16 protein-coding genes are annotated in these 22,709 nt (G+C 56.3%); 8 read left to right on the plus strand and 8 right to left on the minus strand.

What is annotated here, in order from left to right; all coding sequences use genetic code 11:
• The first annotated feature begins 40 nt into the window (after nucleotides 1–40).
• From rtcA to K1V27_RS19505, 7 genes are all read left to right on the plus strand, one after another.
• Nucleotides 41–1,141, plus strand: coding sequence for an RNA 3'-terminal phosphate cyclase (gene rtcA, locus K1V27_RS19475; RefSeq protein ID WP_258931732.1), 1,101 nt, complete (start codon nucleotides 41–43; stop codon nucleotides 1,139–1,141).
• Nucleotides 1,142–1,199: 58 nt separating this feature from the next.
• Complete coding sequence (locus K1V27_RS19480) at nucleotides 1,200–2,153, plus strand: ribonuclease FAU-1 family protein (protein WP_258931733.1); 954 nt, start codon at nucleotides 1,200–1,202, stop codon at nucleotides 2,151–2,153.
• A 21-nt stretch (nucleotides 2,154–2,174) separates the two neighbouring features.
• Nucleotides 2,175–2,726: a methyltransferase domain-containing protein gene (locus tag K1V27_RS19485; RefSeq protein WP_258931734.1), complete on the plus strand. Its 552-nt coding sequence runs from the start codon at nucleotides 2,175–2,177 to the stop codon at nucleotides 2,724–2,726.
• Nucleotides 2,727–2,830: 104 nt separating this feature from the next.
• Entirely contained in the window at nucleotides 2,831–4,126 is a 1,296-nt protein-coding gene (locus tag K1V27_RS19490; protein WP_258931735.1) for a DUF401 family protein, read from the plus strand.
• Nucleotides 4,127–4,709: 583 nt separating this feature from the next.
• A complete protein-coding gene (locus K1V27_RS19495; protein ID WP_258931736.1) occupies nucleotides 4,710–5,513 on the plus strand; it encodes a DUF2760 domain-containing protein in 804 nt (267 codons plus the stop codon).
• Between the two features lie 26 nt (nucleotides 5,514–5,539).
• Nucleotides 5,540–7,363: an Hsp70 family protein gene (locus K1V27_RS19500; protein ID WP_353740631.1), complete on the plus strand. Its 1,824-nt coding sequence runs from the start codon at nucleotides 5,540–5,542 to the stop codon at nucleotides 7,361–7,363.
• A gap of 94 nt (nucleotides 7,364–7,457) precedes the next feature.
• Entirely contained in the window at nucleotides 7,458–10,331 is a 2,874-nt protein-coding gene (locus tag K1V27_RS19505) for an Hsp70 family protein (protein ID WP_258931738.1), read from the plus strand.
• 76 nt (nucleotides 10,332–10,407) lie between these two features.
• Here the strand turns inward: K1V27_RS19505 and K1V27_RS19510 are convergent, their stop codons facing one another.
• Both K1V27_RS19510 and K1V27_RS19515 read right to left on the minus strand, forming a co-directional pair.
• A complete protein-coding gene (locus tag K1V27_RS19510) occupies nucleotides 10,408–11,184 on the minus strand; it encodes an enoyl-CoA hydratase (protein WP_258931739.1) in 777 nt (258 codons plus the stop codon).
• A 55-nt stretch (nucleotides 11,185–11,239) separates the two neighbouring features.
• Nucleotides 11,240–13,852: a [protein-PII] uridylyltransferase family protein gene (locus K1V27_RS19515; RefSeq protein WP_258931740.1), complete on the minus strand. Its 2,613-nt coding sequence runs from the start codon at nucleotides 13,850–13,852 to the stop codon at nucleotides 11,240–11,242.
• Nucleotides 13,853–14,322: 470 nt separating this feature from the next.
• Between K1V27_RS19515 and K1V27_RS19520 the strand changes: the two genes are divergently transcribed.
• Nucleotides 14,323–14,700 carry a PilZ domain-containing protein gene (locus K1V27_RS19520; protein ID WP_258931741.1) on the plus strand — a complete coding sequence of 126 codons (378 nt, stop codon included), beginning with the start codon at nucleotides 14,323–14,325 and terminating at the stop codon, nucleotides 14,698–14,700.
• A 44-nt stretch (nucleotides 14,701–14,744) separates the two neighbouring features.
• Here the strand turns inward: K1V27_RS19520 and K1V27_RS19525 are convergent, their stop codons facing one another.
• From K1V27_RS19525 to K1V27_RS19550, 6 genes are all read right to left on the minus strand, one after another.
• On the minus strand, nucleotides 14,745–15,662 hold the full coding sequence (locus K1V27_RS19525; RefSeq protein ID WP_258931742.1) for a response regulator: 918 nt from the start codon (nucleotides 15,660–15,662) through the stop codon (nucleotides 14,745–14,747).
• 53 nt (nucleotides 15,663–15,715) lie between these two features.
• A complete protein-coding gene (locus K1V27_RS19530; RefSeq protein WP_258931743.1) occupies nucleotides 15,716–18,103 on the minus strand; it encodes a tetratricopeptide repeat protein in 2,388 nt (795 codons plus the stop codon).
• Nucleotides 18,100–19,266: an ExeA family protein gene (locus K1V27_RS19535; RefSeq protein WP_258931744.1), complete on the minus strand. Its 1,167-nt coding sequence runs from the start codon at nucleotides 19,264–19,266 to the stop codon at nucleotides 18,100–18,102. Before K1V27_RS19535 ends, K1V27_RS19530 begins: the two co-directional genes overlap by 4 nt.
• A gap of 70 nt (nucleotides 19,267–19,336) precedes the next feature.
• Complete coding sequence (locus tag K1V27_RS19540) at nucleotides 19,337–19,699, minus strand: four helix bundle protein (RefSeq protein WP_258931745.1); 363 nt, start codon at nucleotides 19,697–19,699, stop codon at nucleotides 19,337–19,339.
• 194 nt (nucleotides 19,700–19,893) lie between these two features.
• On the minus strand, nucleotides 19,894–20,721 hold the full coding sequence (locus tag K1V27_RS19545) for a nucleotide-binding protein (RefSeq protein WP_258931746.1): 828 nt from the start codon (nucleotides 20,719–20,721) through the stop codon (nucleotides 19,894–19,896).
• 120 nt (nucleotides 20,722–20,841) lie between these two features.
• Nucleotides 20,842–22,587, minus strand: a complete 1,746-nt coding sequence (locus tag K1V27_RS19550) for a GumC family protein (protein WP_258931748.1) — start codon at nucleotides 22,585–22,587, stop codon at nucleotides 20,842–20,844.
• Nucleotides 22,588–22,709 lie beyond the last annotated feature (122 nt).

A 22,709-nucleotide genomic window follows, 5' to 3' on the forward strand; every position in this document is an offset into this window, starting at 1 on the left:
CGGCGGTGCGGCCGTCCTGCCCTGACCGGCGCCTCTCGGCTTGGCGAATGATCGGCATAACGGTCCTTCGGAACGCGAGGATGAAGTGCTCCGTATCGACGGTTCAAAGCATTCGGGAAGCGGAACGGTGCTGCGCTATGTCGCAGCACTAGCCACCTTAACGCGGCAAGCGGTGAATATTGTCAATATCCGTGCAAGACGAGACAAACCCGGTCTCAGGCCGCAGCATTTGACGGCGTTGCGCGCTTGCTGCACCCTCTGTTCCGGCCGCCTGGAAGGAGACCGGGTGGGATCGCAGGAAATTCGCTACTGGCCCGGAAAATGCGTCAAGGGGGGCGATTTCTCCTGGGACATAGGAACTGCAGGCTCGGCAACCATGCTCGCTTTCACTCTGATCGCCCCGGCTCTGCACGCCAAAACAGTCTGCCGCTTCAACATAACCGGGGGGCTTTTCCAGGACTTTGCTCCAAGCGCCTTTCACATGCAGCATGTTCTGCTTCCGCTGCTGCGCAGAATGGGCGCACACGTCCGACTCGCTATGGGCCGCCCGGGGTATGTGCCAAAAGGAGAAGGCTGTCTGCAGATGACGGTGATACCTCGGCGCAGTGCCTTACAGGCTCTTACCCTATTGGAACAGGGAAACCTTTTGCAAATTCGAGGGATTGCCCTGGCTTCTCACCTGCAGAAGGAACGGGTGAGTGAGCGGATGGCAGAGCATTGCCGGGAAATCCTTACCAAGGCAGGATATCAGGGGCAGGTGGAGGTGCGACACGACCACAGCGCCATTCAGAGAGGCGCCGCTCTGTGCCTCTGGGCGGAGACGGATCAGGGCTGTATTCTCGGATCGGATCAGGCGGGCAAGCGTGGCAGAAGATCGGAAGCGATAGCGGAGGTCGTCTGCAGCAATCTTTTGCAGGACCTGCATTCCGGTGCCACCACCGACCGACACCTGGCGGATCAGCTGATCCTGTTCGCGGCTCTGGCTAAGGGAACAACTCGATATATGATCCCCATGACAACCGAGCACGTCAAATCCAACCTGTGGCTTGTCGGGAAGATTCTGGGCGCACGGTCACAACTGGCGGACAACAGGTTGTCCCTCGAGGGGACGGGTTTGGGTTTATTTGAGAGCAGTTCGTAGTTAGAGTAAAATTATCTATGGAGTCACGAGTCAAAGTCCAACAGAAAGGGGATTGGTCATGCCGCCTCACACGAAGATCAGGGGTATCCACTCGACGGCTCTAACTAAAATCGCTCTGGATGGAGGCTATCGCGTGGTCGATTCATCGCCCCACATCCGTGAGCGGTTCGGTCTGCCTGCGGATGACACCGCGCCCGGCCTGGTGATCCATGACAAAAACGACCGGCATGGGATCGTGCTCATGGGTGAACCGGAACGGGTCACCCAATTCCTGACTTTTCTCCAGGAAAACCTGGCCGATGCCACATTGCTCCAACTTGAAAGCATGGAAGACTCCGACAGTGTGGTCAAGGCTGCAGTAGAATTTCCCGGTGCGTCGAAAAGCAAACTGGATGAAGTACGCTCCACCATCTGCCCTACTCTTGCAAGGCATCACCGTCTGCGCATCATCGACAGTCATGGCCTGGAACGGTTCGAGCAAACGCTGGCCGGAAATCCGGACGCGAAAGAGCGCCTCGACACTGAGGCCTTCAAGGAAATGATATTGCTGCCGCTGGAAAAATCGGGACTGTTCAAGCTGGAGCACATTCGTCCCTGCGGCAAGCCCATGCGCCCGAGAAAAGGCGCCATATGGGATGCGCAGGCACCCAGGATGATTTTCCATCGGTCATTCACCCAGGGGCGCTACGATGGTCTCGATCTGCCCATTGAGCGCGGCGACTACGGCCTAACGGAAGTTGAGGAGGGCTCCTGGGTCGTCAAACACACCTATTACTCCGTGACTAAACAGCTCAAGGGAGAATACTACAACATCAATACTCCCGTGGAATTTTACCCGTACGGCGCGCGCTACCTGGACCTGGAAATCGATGTAATACGCCGCCCCGGGGAAAAACCCACGCTGATCGATGAGGAAAAGCTGGCCATCCTGGCAAAGGAGGGCCGCATCAGCCGTGAGCTTAGGTCCCGGGCACTGGCTGTGGCGGAAGAGCTGTTGCGGTCACTGCAATGAGGCCTCAACAAACCACACACCATGGCGGATGATCTGTTAATCAAGTACGCTCACCTCTTCACCGCACAAGCCCCGGCGGGACCGATTCTGGACCTCGCTGCAGGATCGTGCCGTAACGGAATTTTCCTGGCATCAAAAGGGCTCGGCGTGGTCTGCTGCGATATTTCCGGCGCAGCACTGGAATCGGCCAAGAGGACTGCACACGCGCAAGGTGTCGACATCGCCGTTCAGCAAACGGACTTGGAAAGTGAGGCGGGAAATTTTTTGCCCGAGGATTTCTATGCGGGCATCATCGTATTTCGCTACCTGCATCGCCCCCTCATACCCTTCATAAGAAAGGCCCTTAAACCCGCCGGGATACTGATTTATGAAACCTTCACCGGGGCTCAGCCGCGATTTGGCCGGCCGCACAATCCGAGGTACCTGTTAAAGCCCGGAGAGTTGCTGAACTGGTTCGCAGATTGGGAGGTGATTCATTATTTTGAAGGTGTGGTGGAAAATCCGCAGAGAGCTGTTGGGCAAATCGTCTGTCGCAAGAGGGTACCCGCCGCAAATAAGACAAGCACTCGCTGATTTTTCCTCGCGCTTCTGCGAAGCAACCGTCATTGAATTCGACCATTGATTTTGATAAAGACTTTGGCGCCCCCATGACAAGAATGTAAAGGAACCGCCGAACAGTGAACATATCCGCCGATATTCCCGCTATCGTCCGCGTGCTGATCGTTTTCGTTCTGGTGCTCGCAGCCATTAGAAAAAAGATCTCCCTGGGAAACTCCCTTTTTTTCGGGGCCGTCATTTTGGGCTGGCTATTCGGACTTGGCTTTAAATCCATGGCATTTTCCATCTATCATTCCGTCACCCACCCCAAGACCCTTGCTCTCACGGTGATGGTCTGCCTCATCCTGGTGTTCAGCCACAGTATGGAAACAGCCGGCCAGATGCAACGCCTGCTCGAACGCTATCAGGGATTGATTACGCGCCCCAGGATCAACATGGTGGTTTTCCCCGCGCTGATAGGACTTCTGCCCATGCCTGGCGGTGCGATCTTTTCTGCCCCCATGGTCAAAGCGCTGGGGCAAAAACTTGACTTGACGGGGCCCCAGCTGAGTTTCATCAATTACTGGTTTCGTCACATCTGGGAATACTGGTGGCCGCTCTACCCCGGCGTTCTGCTCACTACGACCCTGGCCGACTTGAACCTCTGGGGCTTCGTGGCGTTTCTCTTTCCACTGACCTGTGTCGCCCTCTCGGTAGGATATTGGCCGCTGAAGACACTGAACGGGGGGATCGACGGGTCTCACAGCCGCCACTTTGGCAACCGCCCTTCCCTCTGGCCCTTTGTCAAAGAACTGTTTCCCATTCTCATTGTCATCGCTTTGGGTTTGACCACCGGGGCACTGCTGACGGCCTTCCTCGAACCCTACCAGCTGGCTGTCACCAAAGAGTTGGGGCTGATTTTTTCGCTGCTGGTGGCCATCGGCTGGGTCTGGCACAGGAATCGGCTCTCTTGGGTCCAAAGGCGACAGATTCTTGTGCAGAAGCAGCTCTTGAACATGTTTTACATGGTGATTGCCATTCTGGTCTTCAAAGGCATGCTGGAGGACAGCCGGGCAGTGCAGATGATCAGCCGGGAACTGCTTGACTGGCGCATCCCTCTCATGCCGATCTCCATGATCCTGCCATTCATAGTCGGCGGGGTGGTCGGAATCACCATCGCCTTTGTCGGCACCACGTTTCCCATCCTCATTTCCCTCATTCAAACCCTGGGCGAATCACAACACATGCTGGCCTACATGATGCTCGCCCTGGTCAGCGGTTTTGTGGGCGTGCTGCTCTCACCGCTGCACCTCTGCCTGCTGCTTTCCAACGAATATTTCGGAACCGCACTGACCCCGGTCTACCGCTACCTGTGGGTTCCCTGCAGCGTACTGCTGATCACCGCCTGCCTGTACTTTTTTCTGCTGCATGGCTAGGCGGCACCGCATCCTGACCGTTCACCATACAGCCCTTTACAAACCACAAAGGCGCAAAGAACGCCAAGTAGGGGTAGGTTGGGTGGAGCAGCGCGAAACCCAACGCCTATTGTGCCGGGCTTCGCACCTCAAAGCGGCCTGCTTGGAAGGCAAAATCCTTTTCTTGAACATTATATACCGGTTAAGCATTAGATGTTGCAGTGTCGGCAGGTTTTGTTGACGGGTTTCGTCACGCTTGGGCGTGACTCTACCCATCCTACGACTTTGTGTCCTTCGTGTCTTGGCGGTGAACGATTACGCCGCATCTCCCTCTCCGTCAACCGGGCGTAAGTTATCAGGAGGATACGGTACGGCGGGGAGGGAACCGGAAAGCACAACCCGGGGAGCCGCTGCGGCCCCCCTTGTGAATTTGCCCACTTGGATACCGGCCCCGGTTATGTTAAAAAATGGCGGGCTTACATTGAATTCCTGTGAGGGACAGCCAATGGCACAATTCACGGACTCGGATCGTCTATTTTACCCTTGGCGACTCTTGGTGTTCTCCGTGGTGACTACCTGAGCACGGCATGAAAAGGGAGGAAACATGCGGGCAAAACGAATCTGGACGTTACAAAGCTTTCTCAGCTGCTTCATCTGGAACGGAGTATTGATCGGCCTCTTGTTTTATATGGCTGCACAGATTCTTGCCGGGCTGCACTTGTGGGTCGAACCCTACCTGGGCTCCGGCGGTGAGAATCTACCTCAGGAGCTGCAAAATGCATTTGCCAGCATGAGTGAATTTCTCAACCAGATGCAGCAATATCTCGCCCCCGCATTGTTCGGAATCGGCGGCGTTGCGACTGTCGTGCTGTGGTTGTTTGTTCTCCTTCAGGGGCGCGGTCTGGCCAATCGGGTGCAAACCGAGGTGTCTGCCGCTCACACCCGGGAAGGAGCGGCGCAGCAGGTGAAGTCCGCGGAATCCGCACCCGCAGCAGCGGTGGAACCTCAATACGTGCAGGCATCGCCTCAGGCCGCCGTGCAGATGCTGGCCGTCCTGCAGCGGGAAGGACGTCTGATCGATTTTCTTGAGGAAGATTTGAGCCGGTATGAAGACGCTCAGATCGGTGCGGCCGTCCGCAACATTCATCAGGGCTGCAAGCAGGCTTTAGCCGAGTATGTGGAGCTCAACCCCATTTTCCAGGAAGACGAAGGCAGTCACGTCAGCGTCCCCGCAGGGTTTGACGCCAAGGCAATCCGTCTGACGGGAAACGTCGTGGGCGATCCGCCCTTTTCGGGCACGCTGCGCCATCGCGGCTGGCGTATTGCCAGAGTCACACTTCCGCAACCCACCACGGAGGAGAACAAAGACTGGGTGCTGGCACCGGCGGAGGTAGAAATTGAAGAGTAGAGGACAGACGACAGAGGAGACTAATGTTGGCTGAAGCAAAATACATCATCGGCATCGATCTGGGCACTACCCACAGTGTCCTGGCATATACTGAAGCTCAACTGAGCGAAGAAAGCGAACCGCGCATTGACATCTTTGCCGTTCCCCAGGTGATCAGTCCCGGGGAAGTGAAAGCACAGAATCTGCTCCCCTCATTCCTTTTCCTGCCGGGACCTCATGACGTCCCAGCGGGAAGTCTTGCCCTCCCCTGGAATTCAGCAGCGGAAACCGTCGTCGGCGAGTTCGCCCGCAAGCGCGGTGCGGAAATACCCAACCGGCTGGTTTCTTCGGCCAAATCATGGCTGTGCCATGCCGGAATCGACCGCACTCAGCCTATCCTGCCCTGGGACAGCCCGGCCGATGCCAAAAAAGTGTCACCGGTGGAAGCGTCCGCCATGTTCCTCCAGCACCTGACAGTCGCATGGAACCATCAGATGGCCGCCGATGACCCCACTGCACGCCTGGAAAACCAGGACATCTATCTGACCGTGCCGGCATCGTTTGATGCGGTGGCCCGGGAGCTCACCGTCAAAGCCGCCGAGGCCGCTGGAATCCGGCAAATGACGCTGATCGAAGAGCCGCAAGCCGCGTTTTATGCCTGGGTGGAAAACCGGAAGGACCGGTGGCGCAAACAGGTGCGCGTGGGTGAATCCATCCTGGTGTGCGACATTGGCGGAGGAACCACCGACCTGACCTTGATCAAAGTCACCGAGGAAGATGGAGAGCTCACTCTGAGGCGTGTGGCGGTAGGGGAACACATACTGCTGGGCGGTGACAACATGGACCTGACCCTGGCTTACATGCTCCAGGCCAAACTCGCTCAAGAGGGCACCAAGCTCGATGCCTGGCAATTCCGCGGCCTGTGGTACAGCTGCCGCACCGCCAAGGAACGCCTGCTGGCAAATCCATCCATGGAAAGTGAACCGGTGGTCATACTGGGACGCGGCTCCTCCCTCATCGGTGGCACTATCAGGACCGAACTCACCCGCAACGAGCTGGAAGCCACCCTGCTGGACGGTTTTCTCCCCATTTGTGAGAGCAGCGACTATCCGCGGGAAAAACCGCGCGTCGGAATGCGTGAAATGGGACTGCCGTATGAGTCGGATCCTGCCATGACACGCCACCTGGCAAAATTTCTCGGGCGTCAGGTCGAGAGCACTGCCGGCGGAGAAAACGGCGATGTGGCCTTTCCCAGTGCCGTGCTCTTCAATGGCGGCGTTTTGAAGCCGGACCTGATTCGTCGACGAATACTTGAGGTTTTGAAACACTGGCACGGAGAAAAGGCAATCCGTCAACTGGACTCGGCCGACCTGGATCTTGCCGTGGCCCGCGGTGCCGCCTACTATGGATTGGCGCGGCGCGGTCGTGGAATACGCATTCGAGGCGGCGTGGCCCGCCCTTATTACATCGGGATTGAAAGCGCCATGCCCGCCGTTCCCGGCGTCCCCACACCAATGAAAGCGCTTTGTGTGGTCCCCTTTGGAATGGAGGAAGGAACCGAAGCTGAAATCCGTGAAAAAGAATTCGGCCTGGTTGTGGGGGAACCCGCTGTCTTTCATCTGCTCACTTCGACCGTGCGCAAGAAAGACCGGGTTGGAGAAATTGTCGAAGACTGGTCCGGTGAGATCGATGAAGTGACCACCATGGAGGCGGTGCTGCCGGCTACCGATGCGGAACAGGGAGGCCAGGTCATCCCCGTGTGGCTGCAGAGCAAAGTAACAGAAATCGGCACACTGGAGTTGTGGTGTGTGGCAAGGGACGACGAGCGCCGCTGGAAGCTCGAATTCAATCTGCGAGAACGCGAGCAGTAACGGATACGGCCATCCACGGATGGACGTATTCCAGACGCAGGCGTAAAAAATTTCTCGGCGAACCTTTGTGTTCTTGGTGGTACCAGCAGGAGCAATGGAATCGGAGTCAATGGACAATCAGTTTGAATATGAAGATCTTTCCCATCGCTACATAATCGGAATTGATCTTGGCACCACCAATTCGGCCGTCGCCTATGTGGACTTGAGCAGGAACGATGCGAGCGGGAAGACTATTCAGTTTTTTGACATTCCGCAGTTGATTGCCCCGGGCGAAGTCGGACGGCGCCCTGTTTTGCCCTCCTTCCTCTATCTCCGCGGTCCACACGATCTGCCGCGGGAAAGCATCCAGCTTCCATGGAACAAGGAGCGCAACTATGCCGTTGGTGAATTTGCCAGGGAACAGGGTGCGCTGGTGCCCGGCCGCATGGTTTCTTCAGCCAAGTCGTGGCTGTGCCATGCAGGCGTCGATCGAACCCGCCCCATCCTGCCGTGGGGTGCGGGGCAGGATGTAAACAAAATTTCTCCGGTTGAAGCCAGTGCCAGGTATCTGCAGCACATACGCGAAGCATGGAACGAAACCAGGGCGCTCGGGCGTGAGGGGCACCGCCTGGAACAACAACTGATCATTCTCACGGTACCGGCATCGTTTGACGAGGTTGCCCGGGAACTGACGGTCGATGCCGCCCGGCATGCCGGTCTCACTCGGGTTGTGCTGGTGGAAGAGCCGCTGGCGGCTTTCTATGCATGGCTGTATAGGCACGAAAACGACTGGCAGGATGCCATGCGGGCGAACCAGATCATCCTGGTGTGCGATGTCGGCGGCGGCACAACGGATTTCACCATTGTCGCTATCCGGGCGGGTGACAAGGGGCTGCGTTTCGACCGCCTGGCAGTGGGCGATCACCTGATGCTGGGCGGCGACAACATGGACCTGGCCCTCGCACGACACATCGAAATGAAACTGCTGGGGCAACCCGGCAAGCTCGATTCCAAACGATGGCTGCAACTGTGGCATCAGTGCCGCAAGGCAAAAGAAGTCCTGCTGGGTGAAACGACAGAGCCGGAGTCATCTTTCGACATCACCGTCATGGGGACAGGGGGAAGGCTCATTGCCGACACCATGAAGAGCAGTCTCACCCTGGAACAAGTACAGCAGATGATTGTCGATGGATTTTTTCCCCTGGTGTCCCTGCAGGACTCCCCCCGGGGAGGGCGGCGCAAGGGGCTCACCGAGTGGGGTCTGCCCTATGTTCAGGACGCCGCTGTAACCCGCCATTTGGGGTCTTTCTGGCAGAGGTTTCAGGGACTGCTGGGGGATGAAACCGGGCGCTCGGCTTTGTACCCGGACTTTGTCCTGTTCAACGGTGGAGCTCTCACGCCCGTTTCTATTCGCCGGCGCATCCTGCAGGTTGTGCAACAGTGGTTTGCAGGCGAAGCGGAAACGGGCTGGACTCCCATAGAACTCGAAAACCCTCGCCCCGAGCTGGCGGTAGCGGTTGGAGCCGCCTACTATGGATTGGTGCGGCTCGGTGAAGGGGTGCGCATTGGAGCCGGCAGTCCGCGCGCCTACTACGTCGAGGTGGCGGCGCAGGATAGCAGTGCAGCGGATGAACAGCAGCGACAAGCCGTCTGCCTGATTCCACGGGGAACCGAGGAGGGTTTTGAAACGCATCTCGAAGAACCGAATTTTCAAGTATTGACCAACCAGCCGGTGGCATTCCAACTCCTCAGTTCGAGCACCCGTCTGGGGGATCGGCTGGGGCAAGTGGTCATCCCGGACGCCGACGAAATCACCGTACTGCCCCCCATCCGCACGGTTTTGCGCTTCGGCAAAAGGGCCTCCGCTCAGCTTCTTCCCATAAGCCTCGGCGTGCATCTCACCGAAGTCGGCACATTGGAGCTGTGGTGCGAATCCCGGCAAACGCCCCACCGCTGGCAACTGCAGTTCGACGTGCGGCAGGAAGCTGAACCGGAAGGTCAGCTCACCCCGGGTGAAACACTGGATACCGATCTCATTGATCGGGGGCTGGAAAAAATTCGAGCCACTTTCCAGGGAGGTGATTCGATGGCGCAGCACCCACCGGAAAAATTGGTCAGGGAGCTTGCCGCCATCTTCGATCTTGGCAAGGAAAAGTGGCCCGCATTGCTGATCCGGAAATTGGCCGACACATTGATCGAATACCCGGACGGTCGGCTGCTGACCGCCCACCACGAAGCCCGCTGGCTCAATCTGCTTGGCTTTTGCCTGCGCCCGGGCTTTGGCGATCCGGTTGATGAATGGCGCATGAAGGAAGCATGGAAGCTCTATCCGCAGGGCATCGAATTTCACCGGCAAGCCCAAAACCGTTCCGAATGGTGGATCTTCTGGCGACGAATTGCAGGCGGTCTGAGTGCGGGTCAGCAGTTGCACATCTATCAGCAGCTCGCTCCCTCCCTGCAACCCGCCCAGGCCAAGAAGAAAAAAGGCGGCAAAAAGGCGGGAAAAAGCTTCACTGTTCAGGAAGAAATAGAAGTCTGGATGATGCTGGCAAACTTCGAGCGATTGCCCGCGGATAAGAAAGCACAGCTGGGCGATACACTGGTCACCGGAATGGACCGCAAAAAGCCGCGGCCACAGGAACTCTGGGCAGTCGGCCGATTTGGAGCAAGAATCCCCTTGTACGGGCCCCTCGACCAGGTGGTCCACAGTCGTCAGGCAGTAAAGTGGCTCGACAGTCTCCTGTCGATGAATCTTACCCCGTCGGAACCGCTGGCGAGGACTCTCATTCAGTTGGCCCGGCTGACGGGTGATCGGGAACGGGACATTCCCGAGGAGAAGCGCGATTACCTGGCCGGATGGCTGGACCAGTTACCTCAGGCAAGCCGTTTCCGCCAAATGCTGACACATCCGGAAACCATGCTGCAAAGCCGGGAACAGGACTGGGTATTCGGCGAATCGCTGCCCGCCGGCCTGGTTTTGTCCGGCTAGACGCTTGTTGGAGAGCTCCCTCTCCCTTGGAGGATGAGGAGCCTCCCATGCTCGAACAAGCTCCTTGAGCAAAAAGTCAGCGATTGCTCCACACCGGGTCGCGTTTTTCCAGAAACGCCCGCATCCCCTCCTGAGCATCGGCAGCTTTGCAATTCATGACCATGGCCTCTTTGGCAAAATCGTAAGCCGACCGCTCGCTCACATCCACCTGCGAATAAAAGGCGTTCTTGCCCGCAGCCACAGTAAACCCGCTGTATTGGGCAATCTCCATTGCCAGCCTGGTGGCTTCTTCGGCAAGCTGATCGATCGGCACCACGCGATTCACCAGGCCGAATCGCTCCGCCTCCTGCGCCGAGACAAACCGTCCGGTCACGAGCATCTCCATCGCCCGCTTCCTTCCTATGGCGCGCACCAGCGGGACCATCGGCGTGATGCAAAACAGCCCGATCTTGACGCCGGGCGTGGCAAACTGCGTGGTACTTTCCGCCACCGCCAGATCACAGGCGGCCACCAACTGGCACCCGGCCGCCGTCGCAATCCCATGGACCTGAGCGATGACGGGCTGGGGCAGCTCGTGCAAGCGGAGCATTATACGGTTGCAGGTCGTGAATATTTTGCGGAAATCCTCAAATTCCAACTCCTCTCCAACCATTTCTTTCAGGTCATGCCCCGCGCTGAAGACCTTTCCGCTGCCCCTGATGATCACCACCTTAATGGCTCGATTGTCCGCCACCTGGTCGAGCCTTTCAAGGACAGCTGTCATCAGGTCCAGCGAGAGAGCGTTGCGCTTTTCCGGCCGATTTAAGGTCAGCCAGGCGAGGGGGCCATCGTATTCCAACAGAACCGGTTCCATATAAAATTCTCCATACCTTTCAAATTGCAGTGGGTTACGCCGCAAAAAGATGCGTCTAATCCATCCCGTCAGCATTGTCGCTTGATTCGGGACCATCCAGCCAAAAGAGCAGCGCACGTTTGATCTCCTCGATTTGCTCGGGGTCGGTGACCTTTTCCCCGGTGTTCGATTTGATATAAAAAACATCCGCCACTTGATCAATTTTTGTCGTAATCTTAGCCACATAAATCCTCACCTGGAGATCCCACAAGGTCCAGGTGATGGTGTACAGAAGTCCCACCCGGTCGGTGGTGTACACTTCCAAAATGGTGTAGATCTGGGACGATTCATTATCGATCAGGATCTTGCTCGGCACAGTCCTGCTCGGCGTCTGACCATGGACCCCCCGCTTCGCCGCATGCGCTGCAATGCGATATTCCAGCGACATTTTCCCTTCCAACACCCGCTGCATATCCTCTTTGGCCGATTGCCAGTCGGGTGCCTGCAGGGAGCCTTCCGGCAGGCGGCATTGAAAAATCAACAGTACCACGCCGTCCCGTTTGGTAAAAACCTGCGCACTGATGATGTTTAAGTCGCGCAAGGTCAGGATGCCGGCCGCACGGGTCAACAAACCAGGGATCTCCCGGCTGAGCAGTGTGACGTTTGCCAAACCGTCCGACGTGGTGGCTTCCCATATGAGAGACTCCTGTGAATGCTGCAACCGCCACTCCATACGAATGTGCTTGGCAATGGCGCCGGGCGGCATGGAAAGAAGGTAGCGGGGGGCCAGCTGCTCGAAGTAATTTTCCAGCTGAGGCTTGCTCACCAGGTCGGCAACTTCCTGTTCCACCTGCATACGGACCTGCTCGATGCGGTCGGCGATGGCTTGCGGGCTGGGCTCGCCTTTCTCCAGCAGATGGTAGACTCTCTCATGGAGTGCCAGGACCGGCGTATCACGCAATTTCTGCTGCGCCCTGGGGCCGGTTGCCAGCATGTCGGCAAAGCTCAACAGCATAAGCATATCCAGCTGCCGGGGAGTCTTGGTGATGAGGGCACACTGGGCGAGCATCTCTTCATCGGCGAGATCCCGCAAAGAGGCGCTGTCCATGAGCAGCAGATGCTGGGCCACGAGGAACTGAAGAGTGTCGGATTCTTCCAGGCTCAAACCGAGGCGCCTGGCGATGGAAGGAATCATTTCACCGCCGTGCAGCGCATGATCCCGCCCCGCACTCTTGCCGATATCGTGTAGAAATCCCGCCAGGAGAACCAGCGTGGGATCTTCCACACGGCCGGCGATTCTGCTCAGCTCGGGTTCGCTCTCGTCGTAGAAACCGGCGAACAGTCTTTTGAGCTCGGCAAGGGTACGCATGTGATGTTCGTGAACCGGATAAAGGTGAAAGGCATCGTGCTGTACGAGGCCATGCACCGAAGCCAATTCGGGAATGAGTGAGGTGGCCAGGCCCAGGTTGTAGAAACGCCGCACAACCGGCAGATCCGGGGCGTCGGCACAAATGAGCCGGAGCAGCTCCTGCCTCACCATGGAGTCACCCGCAGCGGTATCCAGGACGTTGCGGTGGTGGTATATCCACTGCCGGGTGATATTGGTGAACCCCAGGTTTTCCTTGGCGGCAATGTAGAAAAGATGGACCAGGTGGCCGGCGGTAGCCGGGTAGAGCTCCGATTGCAGTTGAATTTTTCCATACTTGGCCGATAACCCCATTTCCATCGCATCAGCCTGGTAGTCATCCTCTGGCGCAGTATCGCGACGGCTCTCCTGCAGCCGCTCCCAGAATTCCTGCGATACACACACAACCCCGTGCAGGAATCGATGAATTTCCTGCATGAACGCCTCTACCGGAAGAAAACCTACCCGGGCTGAATACCCCAGTTGATTCCCCAGTAGTTCCTGGTCCTCGAACCGCAGTACGCTGGTGGAATTCCCGCTCAGTGCGCAAATCAGATTGAGCAGGCGGGTGTATTTCTTTTCCGCCTGCTGCAGAAAATCCACTTCCTGCCGATTGAGGTATCCCTGGAAAATGGCGTCATCCAGGCATCGGATATGGGAGGCGATGCGGCATCCCAAACGAATCGCCCCGATGTCCATCAGGCCCCCTGGATTCTTCATCAGATCCGGCTCCAGCCAACTCTCCGGCGTATGCAGCAGGGCATCGCGCGACTGGACCGACCTGTGCAGCTCGGCCAGAAACGAATCCCGCCTCTGCTCGATGAGCGCCTCGAGTGCGTCATCCAGTTGGTCGACCAATGGGCGGGTGCCGGAAATGTAACGGCCTTCCAGGAGCGACAGGAAAAACCGGAAATCATCCTGCGCTCGTTCCAGGAGCCGGCCCATTTCCCCTGTCTCCAGGTCCACATCCCAGCCGGCTTCCTTCATCGGATCCGCAATCTCATCCATCCAGCTCTCTTTCCAGGGTGATCCGTCCGCCGTGACAACGAGGATGGAAACGGGCTGCCGCGGTCCGATCATGCCCCGGCCAAACGCTCCCATGGCGATCACCGCACCGCTCGCCCTGAATTCCGCCGCATCCACCTTGAGGGTGTTGACCAGTCGATTGTAAAGGGAAATGATGGCGATCTCCAGCAGGCTGGTGTGCCGGCTGAGCATCTCTTCACTGCCGTCCTGGAGAATTTGTTCACGTTGCCTCTTCAAGGATTCGGAAATATTTTGCACGATTTTACCCTTCCATTGCCAAGCATGGTGCGTTTAGGACATTTTAACAGATACCGTATACACAAATCGGAACACCAAGAAGCTCGTCCGAATCATCTGCTCCTCTCGTTGTGTCCCGCCCGGTCGGAGCAATTGCTGCAAACACGAAACATATCTTATCGTGACCATTCAGGCGGGTAAAGGCAGAGTTTCGCAAGCCCCCGGCGCACCGTCATTGCCACATGTTGTCAGCGGTAACCGGGCAAAATTTCAGCTGACTGCCGCACACAGAGCGTCGACAAGCCCTCGAAATGCTTCAACGAGGGATCAAATTGAGGGCAACATGCTAAAATTATATCGATTCCTTGCATAATGGCTAATGAATATACCCCATTCATCCCTACAAAAATACCCCTTTACGTGGGAAAACCCCCCAATTAGATTAATGTCGAACGGTTGCCACCGAACCCCGTGCAAAAAGAGGGAATCACATGAAAGCAGCGAGTGAATTGGACAGACGTCAGTTTAAGCGGCATCCGGTCAAGGGCGATTTTTTCATCACCTTTCGACCTGAATTCCGTCGCATGGGCAGAGTCAAAGATATCAGCAAGGGGGGAGTGGGGCTTGAATATACGATTTATGACGATCAAAAAGCGCTGGAAAACGTCGAGGTCGACATATTTTCAGCGGAGGCTGATTTGCACATATCCAAAATTCCCTGCAAGGTAGCCTATGACGTGAGAGTTGATAATTACCCCTCGTTCGACAATCTCCAGGTCCGCAGGTGTGGCCTGGAATTCGCCGAACTGTCCTACCAGCAATATGCGGCCATCAATTCACTGGTCAGCCTGCACACTGCTTCCCCTTAGACGTCAAAAACACAAAAGCAAAGACAGGATCTCTCCCGTTGAAGTTACCCCGATAGCAGGTAGTTCTTCAGGTTGTATTGTGTACTGTTGATTTTGAGCTTCCTGCGGATATTCTTCCGGTGGGTTCTCACCGTGCTCGGGGAAACGCTCAATTGCGTAGCGATGTCTTCAGTGGTCAGCCCATTTTTGATCAAGGTGGCAATGCGAAATTCTGTGGGAGACAGGACGGAGGAGAGTTTCCCGTCCATGGTGAGGTCCGAAGTGAGCTCTTCTATCATCTGAGTGATCAAAAACTCCAGCTCACTTCCCCGGTCCAGCAGATTCTTATTGGTTTGGAGCTTTTGAATGGCCGGAGAAACGACGGATTTCAGTTTGAACAAAATGCGCTTTTGCAGTTCTTCTCTTTCACGATCGATGTTTTGAGCGAAAACCGTGAGTGCTTTATTCGTTTCGAGCAACCTCAGATTCAGATGTTCCAGCCGATTCTTGTGATCCAGCAGCTCTTCCTGACTTTCCTTGAGGTCCTGAAGCAGTTCCAGCTCTTTCTCTTCGGCCCGGTGAAGATCCAAAGCACGCTGCACGACATGAGACAGGAAATCCATATCAATCGGTTTCTCAAGAAAATCGAAGGCGCCCAGCCGCAAAGCGGTGACGGCCGTCTCCTTGTCTGCATAGCCTGTCATGATGATGACTTTTATGGTCGGAAACTGCTCCTTCAGAGTGGGAATCAGGTCAAGGCCGCTCACATCGTCCAGATACACATCGAGCAGGATGACCCCGTAATCCCCTTCCTCACATGCAGCAAACAGCGCTTCAGCATCGAGGGCGCTGCTTGCCTGGACCCCCCAAACCAGCATCATCTCCCTCAACACTTCACAGATCGCATGGTCATCGTCGACTATGAGAACCTTCCCCGCGTCACGCCTCTCCACAGCTGACAAGCTTTCGATCTCACTCACCATTATCCCCTCACACGGCTGTCCTGCCCGAAGCGAGCATGCAGACCTCGCCCACTTCATTCACCCGCACTCCATTCCTTTTTCAAGGCCGAGGCCTCATCCAGAGATCGCTGGTCCATCTTTTGTTCAAGCGCCTTGTTGAGATAATCGAGGGCCTGCTGTCTATCGCCCCGGGCATAAGCGATCATCGCCGCATGAAAATTGTGCAGACCATTTTCCGGAGCCTTGAGAAGAGCGTTCTGGATGGCAGTCCAGGCGGCGTCGAAGTTTTTCTGCTGGTAGTGGATCCAGGCGGAGGTATCCAGAAACGCAGGGTTATCCGGCTCCTGCAAGAGGGCTTCCGCAACCAGTTTGGCCGCTCTTTCCAGGATCGGCTTCTCCGTGGAATTCTCGGCCAACAGATAAGCCAAATTATTCAGAATCTCCGGCGAACGCTCTGATTGGTCCAGGAGCTCATCATAGATCCTGATGGCATCCTGATAACGTCCACTCTGTTCATAAAGTGCCGCCAACTGCAGCTGGAGAATGGCTGAGGGGCTTTTCCGGTTAGCCTCCTCGACCCGCGCGACGGCTTCCTTCAGATTGCCTTGCCGCATATAGACATCGGCCAGCCCGCGGTAAGGATCAGGCCAGTTTGGCGCCAACTCCGAAGCTTTTTCGAAAGCTTCTTCGCTTCCCTTCAGATCCCCGGTAGCCAGAAGAATCTGCCCCAAAATGAAGTGCATGGGCGGCGAATCGGGCCTTTTCGCCACCTCGGATCGCACTGCCTTGACGGCCTCCTCGGGCTTATCCCGGGCCATATAAATTTTTGCCAGCGCCGGAACTGCGATGGGCCAGCCATTTTCTTTATCGGCGGCCTGGCGGAACCAGTCGAGCGCCTCATCCAGGCGGGATTCGGTCACCATAAGCCGGCCCATTTCGATGTAACCCAGGGAGTCCTCCGGCTTCAGCTTGATGATCTTTGCAAAGTTTGCCCCGGCTTTGCCGAAATCTTTCTGCGACGCCTGCAGTTCGCCCAAGGTTTTGAGAAGCGATACGTCGTTGGGCTGCAGCTCCAGGCCTTTTCTTAAAAGCTCGAAGGCTTGCGCTGAATTCTTCTTGCTCAGATAATAGGTGACCAGTTCGAGCCGCAACGGAGCACTGCCGGGATTGGCCTCGACGGCCCTCTTGAGCGTGTCTTCGGCGAGGGACTCCTTTTTGTTTTGAATCTGGCTCCGGGCAAGCAGGGTTTGTGCCTCTTCATCAGTGGGGCGCGCCGCCGCTGCCTGGTTCAAGTGGATCTCCGCACTTTCGGCCTCTCCTGTGCCAAGAAGAATTTTGCCGAACAGCAAGTGCGCATCCATGTTTCCCTGGTTCTCCTTGAGCACCTCCTGGCAGATGTTCTTGGCCTCGTCCCACTTGCCTTCCCGCGCCTGCAGAGTAGCCTTGGCCAGGAGCAATCGTTCCCGGTCGGGTTTCTTCAAGTCCCCGGCAAGCTTTTCGTCCAGCAGGGCCATGGCTTCATCATTGTTGCCCTGGTTCATCATGACCTGCCCGAGCTTCAACACCGCGTCCATGTCATCAGGGGACTTGCCGACCAATTGCTGCAAAAGCTCACGCGCTTTCTCGGCATCTCCCTGCCTCAGCCAAAAATCGGCCCTGGCCTTGATCATTGCGGGCGTATCCGGGAGCCCTGCGTAGGCGTTGCGGGCCTGCTCTGTCAGGCCGAGCTGCTCCAACAACTGCGCCCGCACCAGTCCCATTTCGCTGTTTTCCGGATCAGCCGCCGTCATCCTGTCCAACTCTTGCGCCGCCTCCTCCCGGTTTCCCTGATTGGCGAGATATTGAACCATAAAAAGATAGGAAGACGGATCCTTGGGATCGATGCTGCGCCAGTTCGCAACGGTTTCCTGCATGAGATCCGTCTTACCCGCCTCCCTTGCCGAAACCGCCAGCAGCATCTGTGCCTCTTTGTCTTGCCTGCCGTCTTTGACCTTCTGCAAGATATCCATGGCTTCCTCATAACGATCGGATGCCAGCAGCGCCCGGGCCTTCACCAGGTCGACCTTGGGTTGAAATTTCTCGGGCTGCTTGACTTGCTGTATTTCCAGCAGCGCCTGCTGTCCCTGCTTCCCCATGGCCAGAAGCCAGGCCAGTTCGACCCTTGCCTCATCGCGGGAGGGGTCCATCTCGAGGATCTGGCTGAAAGTCGCAAAAGCCCGCTGAAACTCCTGCCTGCTCAACGCCACCCTGGCCAAACCCAGCATGGCCGGTATATTCTTGGGGTCAATTTGCAGTGCGTTCTTGAATTCCAGCTCGGCCCTCACCGGGTCATCCGCCGCCAGCAATTGCTCCCCCTTGGCAACGAAGCCGGCGATCTTTTCTTCCCTGCTCTTGCAGGAAGCCAAGGTGAAGCCAAGCACCAGCATCACAGCCGCACACCAGACCAAAGATCTACTTTTCACGACCAAAATCGCCTCCGTTTCTTGCCGGTTTCCGCCGCCAATTCGGCCTCTTGTTTTTCTCTCTTCATCTTTTCAAGCTGTGACTGCAGCATCTTGTAGCGCTGATTCAGCAGCGTCAGTTTTTGAACGTACTGCAGCGAGGCATGCCGTTCCTTCGTTAGAACATCCTGGAGAACGCTTACCGCTCCATTGCTGCGCGCCGTTTCGAGCATTCGAAGGCGCTCTTCGATAGACTCCAGCCTGCTGTAAAGGTTCCCAACCAGGCACCGAACATCGTCAGGAAAAGACGCCTGAGCACACCCCGCGGCAGGTTCCGGGACCGCCGGCACCGGTGCCGCTTCGCGCGCGCTGACTAGAAGAAGCTCATTGTCCTCGATCACCTTGGCAACCATTTCCCGGTCAACCACAGCAATCTCCTCGGCGAAGGCATACGTGAGGCTGCCGTCGCAGATGGTATTGATGATCCTCGGCGTTCCCCTGGAAGCTTGCGCAATCAGTTCCACTGCTTCCTCACGGAACAAGGGTGCGGGCTTCTCATAGCCGGCCACTTTCAGGCGGTGCTCGATGTACTGGCCGACTTCCTCGACAGACAGCGGCGCCAGGTGATAATAGACGGAGACCCGCTGCGCCAACTGCAACAGTGACGGGTGGAACAGCCGTTCCCGCAGTTGCGGCTGGCCCACCAGCACGATCTGCACAAGAGACTCATTGCCCGCCTCGAGGTTGGAGAGCATTCGCAATTCCTCAAAGGTATCCAGCGGCAGATTCTGCGCCTCATCCACCACAATAACACAATGATCGCCCTGAGAATAAGTCCGTAGGAAATGCTTGTAGAGAGCATCAATCAGGTTGCTCTTGCCCGCCGCGGGAACGTCCAGCTCGAACTCTCCGACAAGCGCCTCAAGAAAAGCCTGGGGGTCCAAGTGGGTATTGAAAATCATACCGACATCAAGAGTCCGTTTGACTCGTTCGAACAGGTACTTGAGCAGCGTTGTCTTGCCGGCCCCCACTTCACCGGTCAAGGCCACGATCCCCATATTGTTGAACAGGCCGTACTCCAGATGCGTCAGCGCCAGATCATGACCGCGGCTGAGGAACAAAAACTCCGGGTCCGGCGAGAGAACAAACGGTCGTTTTTTCAATGCAAAAAAATCAAGGTACATATTGAAATCCAGAAGCCAGAAGCCAGAAGCCAGAAGCCAGAAGCCTATGGTCCGAAATCTGAAATAGCAATTAACTTTTCAAAATGGATGACACGTAGCCCTCCAGCAATTTGCTCACTTCTTCCAGCTGATCCATTAAATGGGATGTGTCACAATAATCAAGATCATTCGCTAAGATAAGATAGTAACGGCATTCCTCCAAGGATCCTTGCGCTATATTGTAAAACCTTATTTTGTCTGGTTTTGTTCTTTTCTTGAAACCTTCTGCAATGTTTGCGGCGATCGAAGCACCAGCTCTCCTGATCTGCGAGGTGAGCCCGTAGCGTTCATCTTTTGGAAAGAGCGCACTCCCCCGATAGATCGCCAAAACAAATTGATGAGCCTTCTGCCAAACGACCAAATCACGGAAATCCTTTGCAGGCATCTTTATCATTCTTGATTCTGGCTCCTGGCTCCTGGCTCCTGGCTCCTGGCTCCTGCCTCCTGGCTTCTGGCTCCTGGCTTCTGGCTTCTGGCTTCTGGCTTCTGGCTTCTGGCTTCTGGCTTCTGGCTTCTGGCTCCTGGCTCCTGGCTCCTGGCTTCTGGCTTCTGGCTTCTGGCTCCTGGCTTCTGGCTTCTGGCTTCTGGCTAATAGTATCTCCCCACCATGTCCGGCGCCACATCATTCAACACCATACCCAACACCTTCTCCCGCGGGATGCGGTCAAGAGCCGTTTTGATATTTTCCTGCAATGTGCGCTCTTGCCTGGCCACCAGCAGAATACAATCCACATAGTCCGAAATGACGACAGGATCGGGGCAGACACTGATGCCTGGAGTGTCCAGTATCACGTAGCGGTCTTCATAGCGCTCCTTCAATTCCTTAATGAGCGCTTCCATCTTGGGGGATCCCAGCATCTCGGTGGCGCGGCTGACTCTGCCCCCCGCCAGCAGCACCGATAACTTAGGTATTCCGGGATTGATCAGCAACTCTTCGAGCGGAGTTCCGTCAAGAAAATACGATTTCAATCCGGGGACATCAGACCCGATTCCAAGCAGATGGTGCAGACTCGGCCGCCGAAAATCCAAATCGACCAGCAGCGTGGTCTGCCTGGCATCCTTTGCGATGCTGATGGCCAGGTTGGCAGCCACCAGGCTCTTCCCTTCCCCGTCCCCAAACCCGGATATCTGAATGGTATTCCACTTTTTCGGCCGGGTGCGCTGAAAAATTTGCGTGCGCAACAGCTTGAACTGGTCGCTCACCAGACTGGTCTCGTCGATAACGGCAATGCGGTTGTTCAGCAGCGTTTCCCTGGGGACCTCTACAATACAGGTTGTGGCGGAGCATAAGTCGATTTCCTGCAGCGGGGCTTCTTCCTTGGGCTCTTCCGGCTGCTCTGCGGTCGGCTCCCGCCCCGAAGACTGTTTCAAGCGCTCCGCTTTAGCCCGCTCCAGGGCCTTTTTGATATGGCTCATGCGGTTTCTCCCAATCCATATAAATCTCTCACAGAGTTGTGATGCTCTAATCTATTCCTCTGCGCTCTCTGTGTGCGCTATGAGAGACACCCTCCGCTCCGCTCTCTGTGAGAAACCGGCTCACACAGGGAACTTCCTCTGCATCAGCCGCATCAGCTTGGCATAAAAGATATACAGATCCATTACGAAGAAATGAAAAATGGCCACCGCCAGCACGACAACGCTCACGGCGCCGACAATCCACGCCAGCCTCTTCCTTCTGGTATGAATTCGATCACGTTCCGTGATGATGCGGGGAATGAGTGCAAAGACCGGGATACCCGTCTGTTCCTCGAGGGTTCGGACATCGCGCACGCTGGTGTCGCTAAACTCGCGCAGCGACGCAAGGCCCACCGCAGCCCCGATGCCCAGCACCACACCGATCAGCATGATCGCCAAACGATTCGGCCTTGCCGGCTCCTCGGGCAGGAATGCCGGCTCGACAACCTTGAAATTCTCGCCCAGCTGCTCTTCTTCCATCCCCTGCGCCACCCGTGCGGCGAGGAGCTTCTGGTACAGTTCAGTATAATGGGCCCTGGCATTTTCGTAGTCGGTGGTGAGCTCATTGTATTCCTTGGCCACCTCGGGCATTGCACGAAGTTTTTGATAAACTTCTGCAATCTGCTCTTCGGTCCTCTGCTTTTCGGCTTTCAGGGAATTGATGGTGGCGTCGGACTTATCCAGGTCCGTTTTCAGTGCCACATAAGCCGGATTGGTCGCCCTGCTCACGGGCGCACTGCGCCCCTCTCTGGATTCCGCCTGCAACGATGCCTGCTCCTGCCTGGCGAACTGCAGTTCCTGGACAGTCTTTTGAACATCCGGGTGCTTCTCGGTATAGCGCGATCGCAAATCGGCCAGCTTCAGCTCCAGCTCGCGAACCCGCCGGCGCGCGCGGTCCACCCCCAGCGGATCACTGACGCTGCGCGACAGTTCGGCAATTTCCTGATCCTTGGCCTTAACCTGCGGGTGCTTATCCGAATAGCGCGCCACCAGGGCCGCCCGCTCCAACTGTGTCTGCTGCAGCCTCTCCTCCGGGCTCATCACGCGCTCGTTGCCGCCCGAGTAGGGATCGACCGTGGCGAGCCGGTTGCGAATGGTCGCCCGCTGCTCTTCCAGGGAACGGATCTGCATGTTGATGTTGCCGATGTCGGAATTCAGTTTTTCCAACTTCTGCATATTGAGGGTTGTGAACTCGGGCAGTGTTTCCAGGTGCTTCTGGCGATAGACCGCCAACTCGGACTGCAAAGATTCCATCTTCCGTTTCGCCTGCTCCATCTGTTCTTCCAAAAACCGCGCAGTGCCGCGCGCATGCCTCTCGCGCGCCTCCAAATTTCTTTCCATATAGTAGGATGCAATTTCGTTGGCCACCATCTGAGCCTTCTTCGGACTCTCGTCCTCATAGGAGAGCTCGAAGGCAATGGTCATCAGAATCGGTCGGTCCTTTTCCCGCTTGATTTCCGCATCGATGGGCTCGACCTTGATGCGCTCTTTGATTTTCTCCACCAGATCTTCGGCGGTGAGCTTTTCCCGCTTGTCGGGCAACAGATCGTATTTTTCCACCAGGCTCAAAATTTTAGATCGCGAAGTCACTTCCTGGGTGATGGATTGGATTCGTTGATCCGCATAACTGGTGACGGTCGAAGGCACAAGATCGGATGGTATCTGCGGGTCCTGAATGAGGATGGTCGCCGACGACTGATAGACATTGGGCAAAATCAGGGCAATGACGCCAACTATCAGGACAACGCCAAAAAATGGAACAATGAGCCACCATTTGCGATTCTTGATAATCTCTTTTATTCTTTTCAGGTCCTGAGCCTGCTCCATGCCGCCCCCTAAATAGAATGTTTCTCACAGAGGTAAAAGAGACCACAGCGTCTTGTGCACATGTTTCCTCTTTCCTCTCCAGGTCCTCTGCGCACTCTGTGAGAACCACCCCAACAGCCTCC

It is taken from the genome of Desulfoferrobacter suflitae, assembly GCF_022603395.1.
Taxonomy (GTDB): domain Bacteria; phylum Desulfobacterota; class Syntrophobacteria; order Syntrophobacterales; family Syntrophobacteraceae; genus Desulfoferrobacter; species Desulfoferrobacter suflitae.

Excerpts from the sequence above, each read along its gene's own strand:
- K1V27_RS19480 (WP_258931733.1), top strand. The coding sequence starts at position 1,200 with ATGCCGCCTCACACGAAGATCAGGGGTATCCACTCGACGGCTCTAACT.
- K1V27_RS19485 (WP_258931734.1), top strand. The coding sequence starts at position 2,175 with ATGGCGGATGATCTGTTAATCAAGTACGCTCACCTCTTCACCGCACAA.
- K1V27_RS19495 (WP_258931736.1), top strand. The coding sequence starts at position 4,710 with ATGCGGGCAAAACGAATCTGGACGTTACAAAGCTTTCTCAGCTGCTTC.
- K1V27_RS19505 (WP_258931738.1), top strand. The coding sequence starts at position 7,458 with ATGGAATCGGAGTCAATGGACAATCAGTTTGAATATGAAGATCTTTCC.
- K1V27_RS19510 (WP_258931739.1), bottom strand. The coding sequence starts at position 11,184 with ATGGAACCGGTTCTGTTGGAATACGATGGCCCCCTCGCCTGGCTGACC.
- K1V27_RS19520 (WP_258931741.1), top strand. The coding sequence starts at position 14,323 with ATGAAAGCAGCGAGTGAATTGGACAGACGTCAGTTTAAGCGGCATCCG.
- K1V27_RS19525 (WP_258931742.1), bottom strand. The coding sequence starts at position 15,662 with ATGGTGAGTGAGATCGAAAGCTTGTCAGCTGTGGAGAGGCGTGACGCG.
- K1V27_RS19535 (WP_258931744.1), bottom strand. The coding sequence starts at position 19,266 with ATGTACCTTGATTTTTTTGCATTGAAAAAACGACCGTTTGTTCTCTCG.
- K1V27_RS19540 (WP_258931745.1), bottom strand. The coding sequence starts at position 19,699 with ATGATAAAGATGCCTGCAAAGGATTTCCGTGATTTGGTCGTTTGGCAG.
- K1V27_RS19545 (WP_258931746.1), bottom strand. The coding sequence starts at position 20,721 with ATGAGCCATATCAAAAAGGCCCTGGAGCGGGCTAAAGCGGAGCGCTTG.
- K1V27_RS19550 (WP_258931748.1), bottom strand. The coding sequence starts at position 22,587 with ATGGAGCAGGCTCAGGACCTGAAAAGAATAAAAGAGATTATCAAGAAT.